This is a genomic window from Streptococcus sp. NCTC 11567 (genome assembly GCF_902141215.1).
Lineage (GTDB): Bacteria > Bacillota > Bacilli > Lactobacillales > Streptococcaceae > Streptococcus > Streptococcus dysgalactiae.
In genome coordinates this window covers 2,033,824-2,047,941 of the sequence record NZ_LR595857.1, presented here as the reverse complement: position 1 = coordinate 2,047,941, position 14,118 = coordinate 2,033,824, and the positions used below count along the sequence as shown (strand labels likewise).

The following is a 14,118-nucleotide window of genomic DNA, read 5'->3' as shown; positions in this document are numbered from 1 at the left end:
TTTAGGGAGGAAAACTCATGACAATTGATAAAAAGAAAGTCGTCTATCAAATTTACCCAAAATCCTATAAGGACACTACTGGAAATGGTGTGGGAGACTTGCGAGGGATCATTGATAAATTGCCTTACTTACAAGAACTAGGAATAGATATGATTTGGTTGAACCCTTTCTACCCTAGTCCACAACGAGACAATGGCTATGATGTTTCAGATTATACGGCGGTCAACCCTGATTTTGGGACGATGGCTGATTTTGAAGATTTGGTAAAAGCTGCTAAGGAGCATCAGATTGAGTTAATGCTGGATATGGTTTTGAATCACTGTTCCACAGACCACGAGTGGTTCCAAAAAGCTTTAGCAGGAGACCCTTATTATCAGGATTTCTTTATCTTGAGAGATCAGCCGACTGATTGGGTTTCTAAATTTGGTGGGAATGCTTGGGCGCCTTTTGGAGATACAGGCAAATACTACTTACACTTGTTTGATGTGACACAGGCTGACTTGAATTGGCGGAACCCACATGTTCGTGAGGAATTGGCTAAAGTGGTTAATTTTTGGCGAGATAAAGGAGTGAAGGGGTTCCGTTTTGATGTGATTAACCTGATTGGGAAAGATGAAGAGCTGGTGGATTGTCCGGTCAATGATGGTAAGCCAGCTTATACGGATCGTCCTATTACTCACACTTATCTTCATGATCTCAATCAAGCCAGTTTTGGTCAGGATGATTCGTTTATGACAGTAGGGGAAATGTCTGCCACGACTATTGACAACTGTCTTTTATACACGGCTCCCGAACGGGAAGAGTTGTCCATGGCTTTTAATTTCCACCATCTAAAAGTTGATTATGAGAATGGTCAGAAATGGACTATTATGGCTTTTGATTTTGCAGCGCTGCGAGACTTATTCCATGCCTGGGGTGAAGGCATGAGTCAAGGCAATGGGTGGAATGCCTTGTTCTACAATAACCATGATCAACCACGTGCCCTGAATCGTTTTGTTGATGTAACACATTTCCGAAACGAAGGTGCAACGATGTTAGCGGCTTCCATCCATTTGTCACGAGGAACGCCTTACATTTATATGGGTGAGGAGATTGGCATGCTTGATCCAGATTTTGATAGTATGGATAATTATGTGGATGTGGAAAGTCTCAATGCTTATTCAAGCTTATTAGTCTCAGGTAAAAGTGCAGAAGAAGCCTTTGCCATTATCAAGGCCAAGTCAAGGGACAATGCCAGAACACCAATGCAATGGGATGCTAGTGAACATGCTGGCTTTACGACTGGTAAGCCTTGGTTAGAGGTTGGCAAATCTTATCGAGACATCAATGTCGAAACAGAAAAAGAGGGACGTATTTTTCCTTTCTACCAACGCTTGATTGCTTTGCGGAAGGAACTCCCTATTATTGCTGAAGGGGACTATCGGGCTGCTTTTAAAGATAGTCAGGCTGTCTATGCCTTTGAACGCCATTTAGGTGACCAGTGTTTGCTTGTTCTCAATCATTTCTATGCTGATGAGGTCGAACTGGAATTACCTCCACGTTATCAACATGGACAGGTCTTAATCAGCAACTATGAGAAAGTTTCTATTTGTGAAAAAGTGATACTGAAACCTTATCAGACACTTGCTATCTTAGCTGATAACTAACTAAAAGCCTGAGGTTAGGCCTCAGGCTTTTGGTGATTGTCACGAAAAAAGAAGTTTTCTCATATATTTATTTTTAAACTCTTATTTTTTCTAAATAAAAACAATTGAGATAAGTTATTTTAGCTAAATTTTGGTACAATGGAAAAGATTATAAGTAGAGTTTAAGATAAAGATTCTACAAATTTAAAATGATATAAGGAGATACCAATGACAACTTATCAAGATGATTTTTACCAGGCTGTGAATGGGAAGTGGGCTGAAACAGCAGTTATTCCCGATGATAAGCCTCGAACAGGTGGATTTTCAGACTTAGCAGATGAAATTGAGGCATTAATGCTAGATACTACAGATGCTTGGTTAGCAGGGGATCATGTCCCTGATGATGCAATTTTAGCAAACTTTGTTAAATTTCACCGTTTGGTGGCTGATTACGCTAAACGTGATGAGATTGGTGTGGCGCCTGTTCTTCCCATGATTGAAGACTACAAGGCTTTGGGCTCTTTTGCAGAGTTTGCTGCAAAGGTAGCGGAGTACGAATTATCAGGTCAGCCTAATGAATTTCCATTTGGTGTGGCACCAGATTTTATGAATGCTCAGCTGAATGTGCTTTGGGCAGAAGCGCCAAGCATTCTGTTGCCTGACACGACTTATTATGAAGAAGGTAACGAAAAGGCCGAGGAATTACGTGGTATTTGGCGTCAGTCGCAAGAAAAGCTTTTACCTCAATTTGGTTTTTCAACAGAAGAAATCAAGGATCTTTTGGATAAGGTAATTGAGCTAGATAAGCAATTGGCCAAGTATGTCTTGTCTCGTGAGGAAGGCTCAGAATATGCCAAATTATACCATCCTTATGTGTGGGCTGATTTTAAAAAACTAGTTCCAGAGCTTCCTTTGGATAGCATTTTTGAAAAGATTTTAGGCCAAGTACCTGACAAGGTTATTGTCCCTGAAGAACGTTTTTGGACAGAATTTGCAGCCACTTACTACTCTGAAGCTAACTGGGATTTACTCAAAGCTAATTTGATTGTGGATGCGGCGAATGCTTACAATGCTTACTTGACCGATGAGATTCGTGTACAGTCTGGTACCTATGCGCGTGCTTTATCTGGAACGCCTCAAGCCATGGATAAACAAAAAGCAGCCTTTTATTTGGCTCAAGGACCGTTTAACCAAGCGCTTGGCTTATGGTATGCTGGTCAAAAATTCTCCCCAGAAGCTAAGGCTGATGTGGAAAGCAAGGTGGCACGCATGATTGAGGTTTATAAGTCTCGTCTAGAAACGGCTGATTGGTTAGCACCAGCCACACGTGAAAAAGCCATTACTAAATTAAATGTCATCACGCCACATATTGGTTACCCAGAAAAATTACCAGAAACCTATGCTAAAAAAGTGATTGATGAGAGCTTGTCATTGGTTGAAAATGCACAGAACTTGGCAAAAATCACGATTGCTCACACTTGGAGTAAATGGAACAAGCCAGTTGATCGTAGTGAATGGCATATGCCAGCCCACTTGGTCAATGCTTATTATGATCCTCAGCAAAATCAGATTGTCTTCCCTGCGGCAATTTTACAGGCACCGTTTTATTCTTTAGAACAGAGTTCTTCAGCTAATTATGGTGGAATTGGTGCAGTCATTGCGCATGAGATTTCACATGCCTTTGACACCAATGGTGCTTCCTTTGATGAACATGGTAGCCTAAATGATTGGTGGACACAAGAAGACTATGCTGCCTTTAAAGAGCGTACAGATAAGATTGTGGCGCAGTTTGACGGCTTAGAGTCACATGGTGCTAAGGTCAATGGTAAATTGACAGTTTCAGAAAACGTCGCTGATCTAGGTGGGGTAGCTTGTGCTTTAGAAGCGGCACAATCAGAAGAAGACTTCTCAGCCCGTGACTTCTTTATTAACTTTGCGACGATTTGGCGTATGAAGGCCCGTGAGGAATACATGCAAATGCTAGCTAGCATTGATGTTCATGCCCCGGGTGAACTGCGAACAAATGTCACCTTAACCAACTTTGATGCTTTCCATGAGACCTTTGATATTAAAGAAGGCGATGCTATGTGGAGAGCTCCGAAAGACCGTGTGATTATTTGGTAATTAGGTAGTTGATAAACCTTCAAATGCCTGTGATTATAAAAATGACTGATTCTGTGAAACACAGGATCAGTTTTTTGCTTCCTTATTGGTGTCCGTTTTGATACAACAAAAAGACAACCTTCAGGGAAAGAAGGTTGCCTTTTTTAGACTTATCAGAAATAAGTGATTAGTTGTTAAGGGCAGCAGCCATAGTAGCTGCAACTTCTGATTCAAAGTCGTTAGCTTTTTTCTCGATACCTTCACCAACTTCAAAACGTGCAAAAGCAATCGCTTTAGCGTTTACTGAGTCAAGGTAAGCTTCAACAGTTTTGCTGTCGTCCATGATGTAAACTTGTGCAAGAAGAGTGTAAGCTTGGTCAACTTTAGTGTTGTCAAGCATGAAGCGGTCCATTTTACCTGGGATGATTTTGTCCCAGATCTTTTCTGGTTTGCCTTCAGCAGCAAGTTCAGCTTTGATGTCTGCTTCAGCAGCAGTAATCACATCGTCTGATAATTGAGCTTTTGAACCGTATTTCAAGAATGGAAGAGCTGGTTTGTCAACCATTGCACGAGATTCGTTGTCAAGTTCGATAGCGTGGTTCAATTGAGCAAGTTCATCTTTGATGAATTGTGCATCAAGTTCAGTGTATGAAAGTACAGTTGGTTTCATTGCAGCGATATGCATTGATACTTGTTTAGCAAGAGCATCATCGCCACCTTCGACAACTGAGATAACCCCGATACGGCCACCGTTGTGTTGGTAAGCACCGAAGTGTTGCTCGTCAGTTTTTTCAATCAAAGCAAAACGACGGAATGAGATTTTTTCACCGATAGTAGCAGTTGCGTTAACGTAAGCGTCAGCAAGTGTTTCACCAGAAGGCATTACAAGTGCAAGAGCTTCTTCGTTGTTAGCTGGTTTGCCTTCTGCGATTACTTTAGCAGTTGCGTTTACCAATTCAACGAATTGTGCGTTTTTAGCAACGAAGTCAGTTTCAGCGTTAACTTCAACAACAGCAGCAACGTTACCATGAACGTAAACGCCAGTTAAACCTTCAGCAGCAACACGGTCAGCTTTTTTAGCTGCTTTAGCCATTCCTTTTTCACGAAGAAGTTCAACGGCTTTGTCCATGTCACCATCTGTTTCAACAAGTGCTTTTTTAGCGTCCATAACGCCGGCACCAGATTTTTCACGTAATTCTTTTACAAGCTTAGCTGTAATTTCTGCCATGTGTAGTATCCTCCAAATTATGTTTGTTTTCGTTTAAAAAAACGAGACAGAGCGGTTTGCTTTCTGCCCCGTTTGGTTTTCGATTGTTAAAGACAAACGAAGTTTGTCACGAGAGTTAGAAACTCTGTGCTAATTAAGCGTTGTCGCCTTCTACAACTTCAACGATTTCTTCGATTGACTCAGCTTGAGTGTCAGCTTCAAAAGCAACGTCTGCATCTTCACCTTGACGGCCTTCGATAACAGCGTCAGCCAATTTAGCAGTGATCAATTTAACGGCGCGGATAGCGTCATCGTTAGCTGGGATGATAACATCGATATCATCTGGATCAGCGTTTGTATCAACCATAGCTACAACTGGGATACCAAGTTTTTTAGCTTCTTTAACAGCGATTTGTTCTTTATGTGGGTCAACAACGTACATTACGTCTGGGATACGAGGCATATCTTCGATACCGCCCAAGAATTTTTCAAGACGAGCGCGTTGTTTGTTAAGAAGTGCAACTTCTTTCTTAGGAAGAACGTCGAAAGTTCCTTCTTCTTCCATGCGTTTGATTTCTTTCAAACGAGCGATACGTTTTTGGATTGTTCCCCAGTTAGTAAGTGTTCCACCCAACCAACGGTGGTTGATGAAGTATTGACCTGCACGAGTTGCTTCGTCAGCAACTGCTTCAGCAGCTTGTTTTTTAGTACCAACGAACAAGATAACAGCGTCGTTAGCTGCTGCATCACGAACGAATTCGTAAGCTTGGTCAGCTAATTTTACAGTTTGTTGCAAGTCGATAACGTGGATACCGTTACGCTCTGTGAAGATGTATTTAGCCATCTTAGGGTTCCAGCGACGAGTTTGGTGACCAAAGTGAACACCAGCCTCAAGAAGTTGTTTCATTGAAATTACTGCCATGAGTAGTTTCTCCTTTATAAAATGTTTTTTCCCTCTTCTAAACTTCGACTTGCAGGCTAACCTAGCGGCAACAAGCCCACAATTGGTCTAGAATGAGTATTTGCCGTCTACACGACCCTACTATATTATCAAAAAAAAGGCTTAAAAGCAAGTCCAAACCCTATAAAAACGATGGACCTCTGAAAGGGTACGGGAGAAAACTTGCGAAATACTTAGAATTAAGTTATAGTGAACTTGTATTACTATTGGAGGCGCTTACATGAATAACGTTATCACTTTCCAGTTGCTTGGCATTCCACGTATTTTGCTCAATAACGAAGAACAATTTTTTGCTTTTGCCAAAGTGAATGCACTCCTTTATTATTTAGCTGTTAATGGTTCTGTGAGTCGTGAGATGGCTGCCAGTTTGTTATGGGAAAACAAAAACACGCAGACTGCCAAGAAGAACTTGCGCAACACCATCTATCAGGCTAATAAGGTCTTGCAGAGTGATGTGATTATCTGTCCTAATCGTAATATGCTTCGCCTAAATCCAGCTCTTGATATTCAAACCGATATTGCCCGCTTTTTGGAAGCTCCCCTTGCGCATTTGGCACTGTATCAGGGAGAATTTTTACAAGGTTTTTACCTTAAAAGCGGTGAGGAATTTGACCTGTGGGTCTCAAAAATTCGCATGCAGTGTGAGCAGGTCTACCTTAAAACTTGTTATCAAAAAATCGAAGAGGGGTTATCTCTGGATGCCATTGAAGATACTGAAGAGCATTTAAAACAACTTATTGAACGTGATGAATTTGAAGAGAAAAATTACCAGCTCTTGATGCGACTTTATCAGCAAGATAATCGTCCTAGTAAGGTCATCGAGACCTATTATCAATTAGTGAATGTTTTGGATAAAGAATTAGGGATTCAACCTAGTCCGCAAAGCCAACAGATTTATCAGGAAGTAGTCGCCAAAGATCGTAATGAACGTAAAATCAAACATTTTTTACGTAATAGTAATCATTTTTTGGGTCGGATTGATGAAATTAAGCAACTAGAAGCTTATTTTGCTAATTGTTTAACCTATCGAGAAGTAGGCGCTTTACTTTTGATTGGAGATACTGGGATTGGTAAGCGGACGCTGGCGAGACAAGTGCTGGCTAATCAAACGCAGGATTACCAAATTGTGACGGCTAATTGTTTTCGAGAAGAGGCTATGGACTCTTTGTTGCCTTGGCGTAATATTTTAGATGGCTTAGGCGACTTGGTGATTCAGCATCGCTTGTTGTCGACCAAAGCGTGGCGAGCAGCACTCAAACAATGTTTCCCAACGGCGACCGTTTTTCAAGAGCATGTGGCGCATCCTTTTGTTAAAGACCATACCAGTTTGTTGGTTTCCTTTGTGGTTGATATTTTACAAAATCTAGCAGACATCAAGGCTTTAGTAGTATTGATTGAAGATTGTCACTGGATGGATGAGGACAGTTTGACCTTACTGCAACGGGTCATGAATCAGCTGTCCCATTATCCCATAGCTTTTGTTTTAACCAAACATTTAGGAACCACTCCTCAACTGGGAACTTGTCTAAATGCTTTAATCAGTCAGGGACGCTTAGAAAGTATTCGACTGGAACCGTTCACCCGACAAGAAAGTTCAGTTTATATCCGCAGTCAATTGGGGAGCCAGAGTGTGACGGAGCAAGAAATTGATCACCTCTATCAAGCTAGTCAAGGAATCCCTTTTTTCTTATCAGAATACACCCAAACCTTGTTGCGAAAAGAAAAGTTTGTGCCTCTAACCCCTGCTATTAAGGCTAAATTGGGGCTAAAATTAGCTAATCTCAATAGCCGTGATGATGAACTGTTGCACTACCTATCTTGTTGCCGAGGAGCCGTGCCTTTAAACACCTTGGCTCAGCTGATGCTGCTGCCGCTTGAGGAAGTCATTGAGATGGTGGATAGTCTATGCCACTATTATATTTTAGTGGAAGAGAATAAGGGAGAGGAGGTGTTGATTTCATTTCGTCAGCGAATTATTCAACTCTATAGTTATGACCGTTTATCTTTGTCAAAAAGGCGTTTATTGCACGGACAAATTGCCAAACGGTTAGAAGATTTACTGCCTATTTTGACACCAAGCCCTCACTTGTTAGATGACATTGCTTACCATTATCAGGAATCACGGCAGGTGATTAAGGCTTTGGAATACAACCTTAACTATCTAGATGCTACCTTGCCATTTCAGCATGAGCTGTTTCCCATTTATTCAAAGAGTATTGGCTCCTTGGAAAAGTCAGATCGTGACCATCAACGCTTAATGCAAGAGCAGTTTGATAAGATTCGGCAAAGCATTGCGGATTTGGAACTGACCTATGATAATAACCGTGATTTCCAGCAGTTGCTTATTCGTTTTTCTTACCTTGAAGGCCGTTATGATATTCGAACAGGGAGGTATCAAGAAGGGATTAAACACATTCAAAAGGTCATCGCTTTGGCAACCGAGCTACAACAACCCTCCTTCTTGCTAGAAGGCTATCGCCAGTTAATTCATTACTGTATCCAAGTGGAAAACAAGCCAGAAATGCGTTATTACACTAGTCTTTCATTGGAGGCAGCGGTTGCTGCTAATCATTTTGAGGCCATTGCGATTAGTTTGCGGTTAAACGGTCTCTATCATTTGATTATTGGGGAGTTAAATGAGGCAGAGCGTCTGCTTCAACAGTCGATTGACTTCTTTAAGGTGACGCCAGGCTTGCAAGCTAACTATGCGATTCAGATTGCTGCTGCCTTAGATTATTTGGGGGAGATTGCCCAGATTCGCTATCAGTTTGAAAAGGCCGTTGCTTATCAAAAACAAGCCATTGCCTTGACCGAAAACAAGCCAGCTGAGTTATCGGTGAGTATTTTTTATATTGGATTAGGGATTTCCTACTTTTATTTAGCTGATTTTGAACAAGCTGAGCAAATCTTGAGTTTGGCTAAGGAAGCTTTGGTCAATCATAGTTATCCTTGGAAAGAAACGCAACTTGAAATTTACCTGGCCATGATTCAATGGAAAAAGGGTAATTATCAGCCAGCCTTGACCCTACTTGATTACAGAGAAACCTTGATGTCTAGGTATCGCAATCCGCGAGATAAGGGCTTGGTTTTCTATTTGATGGCTGTGGTCAAGTACCAATTGATACGTCAAGGAGCTACCCTAAGTCAGCAGGAAAAGGAAATGGCAGACCACCTGTTGTCAGAATCCTTTGAGTATTATTATGAGATTGCTAGTACTAACCTCAACCCTTACCGAGATTGTCATTTGGTGAGTGAGTTGAACGATTTGCGTCAACAATTATCTGCTAAAAGCTAAGGAAAACCCTCTGATTCACATCAGAGGGTTTTAGCTATGTTGTGCCATAATCTGTACGAGGTAAAAGATAAAGGTGGCTGCTAAATTGGCGGTGTGGTTATCAATATCGTGTGGTGGTGAAACCTCAACCACATCAAAGCCAACTAATTTTCCGCTAGCTGCAATGTGTTGCAAAACTAAGACGGCAAGTTTTGGGTCAACACCGAGGGATTGGATAGCACTAACCCCAGGTGCAGCACCAACTGAGAAGCAGTCCATGTCAATGGTCAGATAGACCCTTTCTTGCCCTTCTAAGAAACGATCAATGGTCTGGCAAACCTTTTGATAGCCCATGCGATAAATATCTTGCCCAGTCAAAAATTGAATGCCCTTGGATTTTGCTACAAAGTCAAATAAGAAGAGGTTATTGTTATGTTCTTGAATGCCTAAAACAAGATAGTTAAAAAGGCGATTTTCCGCAACAGCATCATCAAACATCTGGCGGAATCCTGTACCAGAATTGGGGCCTGTTTGGTCGTAGGGCCTTAAATCAAAGTGAGCATCCATGTTAATGACGGCTAGGTCGTCACTTGGGGCTAGGCTTTGACGAAGGCCTAAGTAATGCCCGTAGGCTGTCTCGTGGCCACCTCCTAAGACGATGGGTCTGAGATTAAGGTCACGCATCCGTTTGATGGCCTTGCTTAAACTGCTTTGCAGTTGTTCCAAAGAGCGGTTGGGGCCGTCAATGTTTCCCACATCGTAAACCATGACTTGGTTTCCTAAATGCCAAGGGAGTTTGGCGAGCTGGGTTCGTATGGCGGCTGGACTTTCAACTGCTCCGACACGACCATTATTGATATAAACCCCCTTATCACTTTTAAAGCCAATCAAGGCAAAATGTGTCCCTTCAAATGGGGTTAGTGAGCTGTCATTAAGGTCAAGGAAGGTCATGACCATGCCCCATTTGGCAGCGTATAAGTCGTCATCAATCGCACCATGGTAGTAACTGGTGGTAGATGGGTAGTAATCTTCTAGCATGCGCGTCATCTCCTTTAGGATTATGATAGCAAAATAAAGCTTAGAGTCAACACTTTCTTGGCCTTTGTCATTGCTTTTTAGGAATAGCAGAGCAATAAAATCGTCTGCTTTTGGTCCCAGTCAGTTAGCCCAAAGAGGCCATGACTTTTGCCACAGCCCCTTTTGGTTAAAGAAGTACCTTATTCACTAAAATTGGATACTCAACTCAACTGCCTGTTCAACCGCTTCGAGGAAGCTTGGGTCTTCAATGACTGCTGATGCCTTGTTTAATTCATCGTAGATTTCGATGTCTTTATCGTGTTCGATAAAGTTAACTTCCTTGCGGAAGAGATCGTAGGCAACCTTAGTCCCTTTACCTAGTTCATGATTTTCAGGTTTGAGATCAAGAGCTTGGCAGGCTGCCATGATTTCAGTAGCCACGATGCGGCGAGAATTTTTAAGGATTTCACCGGCCTTGCGAGCAGCGGTAGTGCCCATGCTGACAAAATCTTCTTGGTTTTCACAAGATGGGATAGAATCCACGCTGGCTGGATGTGCCAAAACCTTGTTTTCAGAAGCAAGAGAGGCACAGGCGTACTGGGTAATCATAAAGCCTGAATTGAGACCTGGGTATTTGACAAGGAAGGATGGTAGTTTGCTGAGCTGGCTATTGACCAAACGTTCCACACGGCGTTCAGAAACATTTCCAATTTCAGAAATGGCAATGCCTAAGAAGTCAAAAGGCTGTGCCATTGGTTCTCCGTGGAAATTACCTCCTGAAATAACGTGGCCATCTTTACAGATAATTGGATTATCTGTGACAGAATTGATTTCAATGTCAACTTTGGATTTGACATAGGCGATACTGTCTTTACTAGCCCCATGAATTTGAGGCATGCAGCGCAAGGTGTAAGGGTCTTGCACACGAGATTGAGTAGCCACGGTTGTGTTTTGGCTACCTTCTAGGAGGTTTCGGATATTGCGGGCTGTTGCCAACTGGCCGCTTTGTGGGCGAATGGTGTGAAGGTTTTCTTCAAATGGACTAGTAATCCCGTTATGCACTTCAAGGGATAGGGCACCAGCTAGGTCTGACAGTTTCAATAATTGAATGGCGTCATAGGTTGCAAGGGCACCGATTGCAGTGAGAACAGTTGTTCCGTTGATAAGGGCGAGTCCTTCTTTAGCGGCTAAAGAAATCTTGTCAATACCAGCTTTATCAAGAGCTTCTTGACCAGAAAGAAGCTCTCCTTTGTAGTAAGCTTTCCCTAGACCAAGCATAGGAAGCACCATGTGAGCAAGCGGCGCCAAATCTCCTGAAGCCCCTAGAGACCCTTTTTCAGGAATGTAAGGATGAACCCTTTTGTTGAGCAGTTCCACCAGCTTTTCAATGGTGGATAGACGAATACCAGAATACCCTTTGACGAGAGAGTTGATACGGATCAGCATGATAGCTCTCACGGCATCTTCTGGCAATGGGTCACCAAATCCACTAGCATGGGTACGAATCAAATTTTCTTGGAGTTGAACTGTATCTTCTGGTGAGATGCTTACGTTACAAAGAGATCCAAAACCGGTGGTCACCCCGTAAACCACCCGTTTTTCACTGACAATGTCATCAACAATTTTACGAGAGGCATTCACAGCTTCAACAGCACTATCATCAATGCGACAGGCTACACCTTGGCGAGCAATCGCAATCACATCTTCGAGGGTAAGGCTTTCGCCATCTAAATTAATCACTCTTGTCATAGTTTTTTCTCCTAGATTTGTTCCTTAGGGGGCATTTGGTCCATTTGGTGGTTACGTCCGTGCATAAGGTAGTACACACTACTTGCAATGATGACACCAACTGCACCATAAACAAAGTTCATTGGGTTGTCACCCCAAATCATAACTAAACTAACGATAACTGCAAGAATCGGGATAATAGGGCCAAATGGTACTCGGAAGATCACATTAGCATCAGGAGCATCTTTCCGTAATTTCATAACGGCTAGTGCTGTTGGAATGTATTGGAAGAAGCGGAAAACAACACTGAGTTTTGCTAAGTTTTCAAATGAGCCAGTGAGTAGGAGTACAATAGCAATTGCTCCTGAAACCAAGATAGCAACGAGTGGTGCGCCATTTTTATTTTGCTTGGCAATAGCTGCTGGTAAAAGTCCTTCATCAGCAATGGCAGCACCGTAACGTGGCACCATGATGGATTCTCCCATGTTAAGACCTGTAATGGAAATTAAAGCACCGATTGACACCATCCAAGCGCCAGCAGGGCCTATCATTTTAACAAAGGCATCTTGAACAGGTGCATTGGTCATCATGATTTGAGAGCCAAGCATGGCAATAGTTCCACCGATAATCAGCATGTATAAGACAGAGACGATGCTGATTGATCCTAAAATAGCACGTGGCACATTTTTTTCAGGGTCACGCATTTCCCCAGCGACAATAGAGAGGGTTTCAAAACCGATAAAGCCATAGAAGATATAAACAGCAGTATTGGAAATAGCCCCTAAGAGGTCAGTCCCTGGTTCCAATTGAACAAAAGGGGTAAAGTTAGGAAGCCCATTTTTGATGAAGAAAAGGGTACAAGCAGAGAAGGCAACGATTGGGATTAACTTAGCAATGGTGGCTGTGATGGTGAAAATTTTAGAGGTTTTCAAGCCAGCAATATTCATCAAAGACAGTAAGATAATCAGTCCAACACTAATAGGAATGTGCCAACCTTCGAAGGCTGGGAAGGTAATGATAAACATTCTGGCAAATCCAGCTGCCATGGCTGCCCAAGCGAAGATGGTAACGGCCCAACCAAGGAAGCCAACGTTAAAGCCGATAAAATCACCAAAGGCTCGTTTAGAATATTGGAAAGCTCCGCCATTTTTCCCAAAATAACCAGAGACTTCTGCAAAACAAACCGCCAGCATGATGGTCAAAATAGCTGTCCCAAACATAACGGCGATGGATGCAGGGCCGAGGCCCTTGTAAATGGCCCTAGGTAAGAGAAAGATACCAGAGCCGATAACGGCATTGATACCGTAAAGAGTGGCACCGCTCAAGCTAAACTTAGCCTGTTCTCTTTCTTGTTCGTTCATGTGATTTGACGCCATAATAATGCTCTCCTTTTTGTATGCAAGTTGCGTTCAAATGTAATGGGTAGGGTCGCTAGGAAATGAAGAATACCTCGTGTTAGGAGGTTGCCTCTTAAGTCTAACGACGGTGATGAGACATTGATTAGCGATGAGAAAATAAGTAGCTGTTGTGATGATGTGAATGACAGCCTAAAAAGATGAGACTTGAGTCAATAATTTGCTACTGACATCGTCGGTCTTGTTCCATTAGGAGTTGTGCCATAAGCCTACCCAAACAGCTACTGGGGTTTGGACGGGGCTTGTTTGATTGGAGCAAACTTTTAGGTCTGAAAGGCTGGCCTCCTGGTCGATTACCAACAAGTGATTGGCTTCAAGTTCTTGATTCACCTGATTGGTCACAGAATAAGTCAGCTTGCTTAGGGCATAAAGCAGTTGGCAGTCCGCTTTGAGTGCCTCAAATGGTGTGTCAGACCAGACGGGTAATAATTGCCCTCGGTAATGATCATCATACATTAAATTGATGTCTTGGCAGGTTCCACGACTGACTATTCTGGCATCGCCTTCAAACGCATAGGGTTCAAAAGGAGTTAGGGAAATCTCTTTAGCATGACTCAAATCACTTAATGTGATGGGCTTGTCTAGGCTCATTAGGATCCTGTGATAGCCATCAAGTAAGGTAAAGGTTGTCTGTCGTAGTGCCACGGTTGCAGTTGAGAGACGGTAGGAGAATTTTCTCTCTCCGTAGTCTCCATTCTCAGGATAAAGGAACAATTGTTTCGTTTTGCCACCAGACCAATCTGTCTGGAGGTAATCAGAGGGCGTTTTGATTGTTACCTTTGTCATTT

The 14,118-nt window shown here is 42.5% G+C and carries 9 protein-coding genes; 3 read left to right on the top strand and 6 right to left on the bottom strand.

Features of this window, described 5'->3' with window-relative positions; all coding sequences use genetic code 11:
* Nucleotides 1–17 precede the first annotated feature (17 nt).
* Nucleotides 18–1,646, top strand: a complete 1,629-nt coding sequence (gene treC, locus FQT67_RS10190; RefSeq protein WP_002991331.1) for an alpha,alpha-phosphotrehalase — start codon at nt 18–20, stop codon at nt 1,644–1,646.
* 207 nt (nt 1,647–1,853) lie between these two features.
* The gene (pepO, locus tag FQT67_RS10185; RefSeq protein WP_046177140.1) at nt 1,854–3,749 is read left to right on the top strand and encodes an endopeptidase PepO; all 1,896 of its coding nucleotides are present in this window, start codon (nt 1,854–1,856) and stop codon (nt 3,747–3,749) included.
* Between the two features lie 166 nt (nt 3,750–3,915).
* Here pepO and tsf read toward each other — a convergent pair whose 3' ends face one another.
* Nucleotides 3,916–4,956 (bottom strand): translation elongation factor Ts, encoded by a 1,041-nt coding sequence (gene tsf / locus FQT67_RS10180; RefSeq protein ID WP_003053075.1) that lies wholly within the window; start codon nt 4,954–4,956, stop codon nt 3,916–3,918.
* A 133-nt stretch (nt 4,957–5,089) separates the two neighbouring features.
* Nucleotides 5,090–5,857, bottom strand: a complete 768-nt coding sequence (rpsB, locus tag FQT67_RS10175; protein WP_003053073.1) for a 30S ribosomal protein S2 — start codon at nt 5,855–5,857, stop codon at nt 5,090–5,092.
* A 259-nt stretch (nt 5,858–6,116) separates the two neighbouring features.
* On the opposite strand from rpsB, the gene FQT67_RS10170 reads away from it, so the two are divergent.
* The gene (locus tag FQT67_RS10170; RefSeq protein ID WP_046177139.1) at nt 6,117–9,191 is read left to right on the top strand and encodes an AAA family ATPase; all 3,075 of its coding nucleotides are present in this window, start codon (nt 6,117–6,119) and stop codon (nt 9,189–9,191) included.
* 30 nt (nt 9,192–9,221) lie between these two features.
* On the opposite strand, the gene hutG is transcribed toward FQT67_RS10170, so the two are convergent.
* The 4 genes from hutG to FQT67_RS10150 all read right to left on the bottom strand — a co-directional run bounded on the left by hutG (nt 9,222) and on the right by FQT67_RS10150 (nt 14,116).
* Nucleotides 9,222–10,208 (bottom strand): formimidoylglutamase, encoded by a 987-nt coding sequence (gene hutG / locus FQT67_RS10165; protein WP_046177138.1) that lies wholly within the window; start codon nt 10,206–10,208, stop codon nt 9,222–9,224.
* A gap of 186 nt (nt 10,209–10,394) precedes the next feature.
* The gene (gene hutH, locus FQT67_RS10160) at nt 10,395–11,936 is read right to left on the bottom strand and encodes a histidine ammonia-lyase (protein WP_046177137.1); all 1,542 of its coding nucleotides are present in this window, start codon (nt 11,934–11,936) and stop codon (nt 10,395–10,397) included.
* A gap of 11 nt (nt 11,937–11,947) precedes the next feature.
* Nucleotides 11,948–13,291: an APC family permease gene (locus FQT67_RS10155; RefSeq protein ID WP_012767629.1), complete on the bottom strand. Its 1,344-nt coding sequence runs from the start codon at nt 13,289–13,291 to the stop codon at nt 11,948–11,950.
* 228 nt (nt 13,292–13,519) lie between these two features.
* Nucleotides 13,520–14,116: a HutD family protein gene (locus tag FQT67_RS10150; protein WP_046177136.1), complete on the bottom strand. Its 597-nt coding sequence runs from the start codon at nt 14,114–14,116 to the stop codon at nt 13,520–13,522.
* Between the last annotated feature and the right edge of the window lie 2 nt (nt 14,117–14,118).

What these genes read in the sequence shown, in the direction of transcription:
- treC (WP_002991331.1), top strand. Translation starts at nt 18, where the DNA reads ATGACAATTGATAAAAAGAAAGTCGTCTATCAAATTTACCCAAAATCC.
- pepO (WP_046177140.1), top strand. Translation starts at nt 1,854, where the DNA reads ATGACAACTTATCAAGATGATTTTTACCAGGCTGTGAATGGGAAGTGG.
- tsf (WP_003053075.1), bottom strand. Translation starts at nt 4,956, where the DNA reads ATGGCAGAAATTACAGCTAAGCTTGTAAAAGAATTACGTGAAAAATCT.
- rpsB (WP_003053073.1), bottom strand. Translation starts at nt 5,857, where the DNA reads ATGGCAGTAATTTCAATGAAACAACTTCTTGAGGCTGGTGTTCACTTT.
- FQT67_RS10170 (WP_046177139.1), top strand. Translation starts at nt 6,117, where the DNA reads ATGAATAACGTTATCACTTTCCAGTTGCTTGGCATTCCACGTATTTTG.
- hutG (WP_046177138.1), bottom strand. Translation starts at nt 10,208, where the DNA reads ATGCTAGAAGATTACTACCCATCTACCACCAGTTACTACCATGGTGCG.
- hutH (WP_046177137.1), bottom strand. Translation starts at nt 11,936, where the DNA reads ATGACAAGAGTGATTAATTTAGATGGCGAAAGCCTTACCCTCGAAGAT.
- FQT67_RS10155 (WP_012767629.1), bottom strand. Translation starts at nt 13,291, where the DNA reads ATGGCGTCAAATCACATGAACGAACAAGAAAGAGAACAGGCTAAGTTT.
- FQT67_RS10150 (WP_046177136.1), bottom strand. Translation starts at nt 14,116, where the DNA reads ATGACAAAGGTAACAATCAAAACGCCCTCTGATTACCTCCAGACAGAT.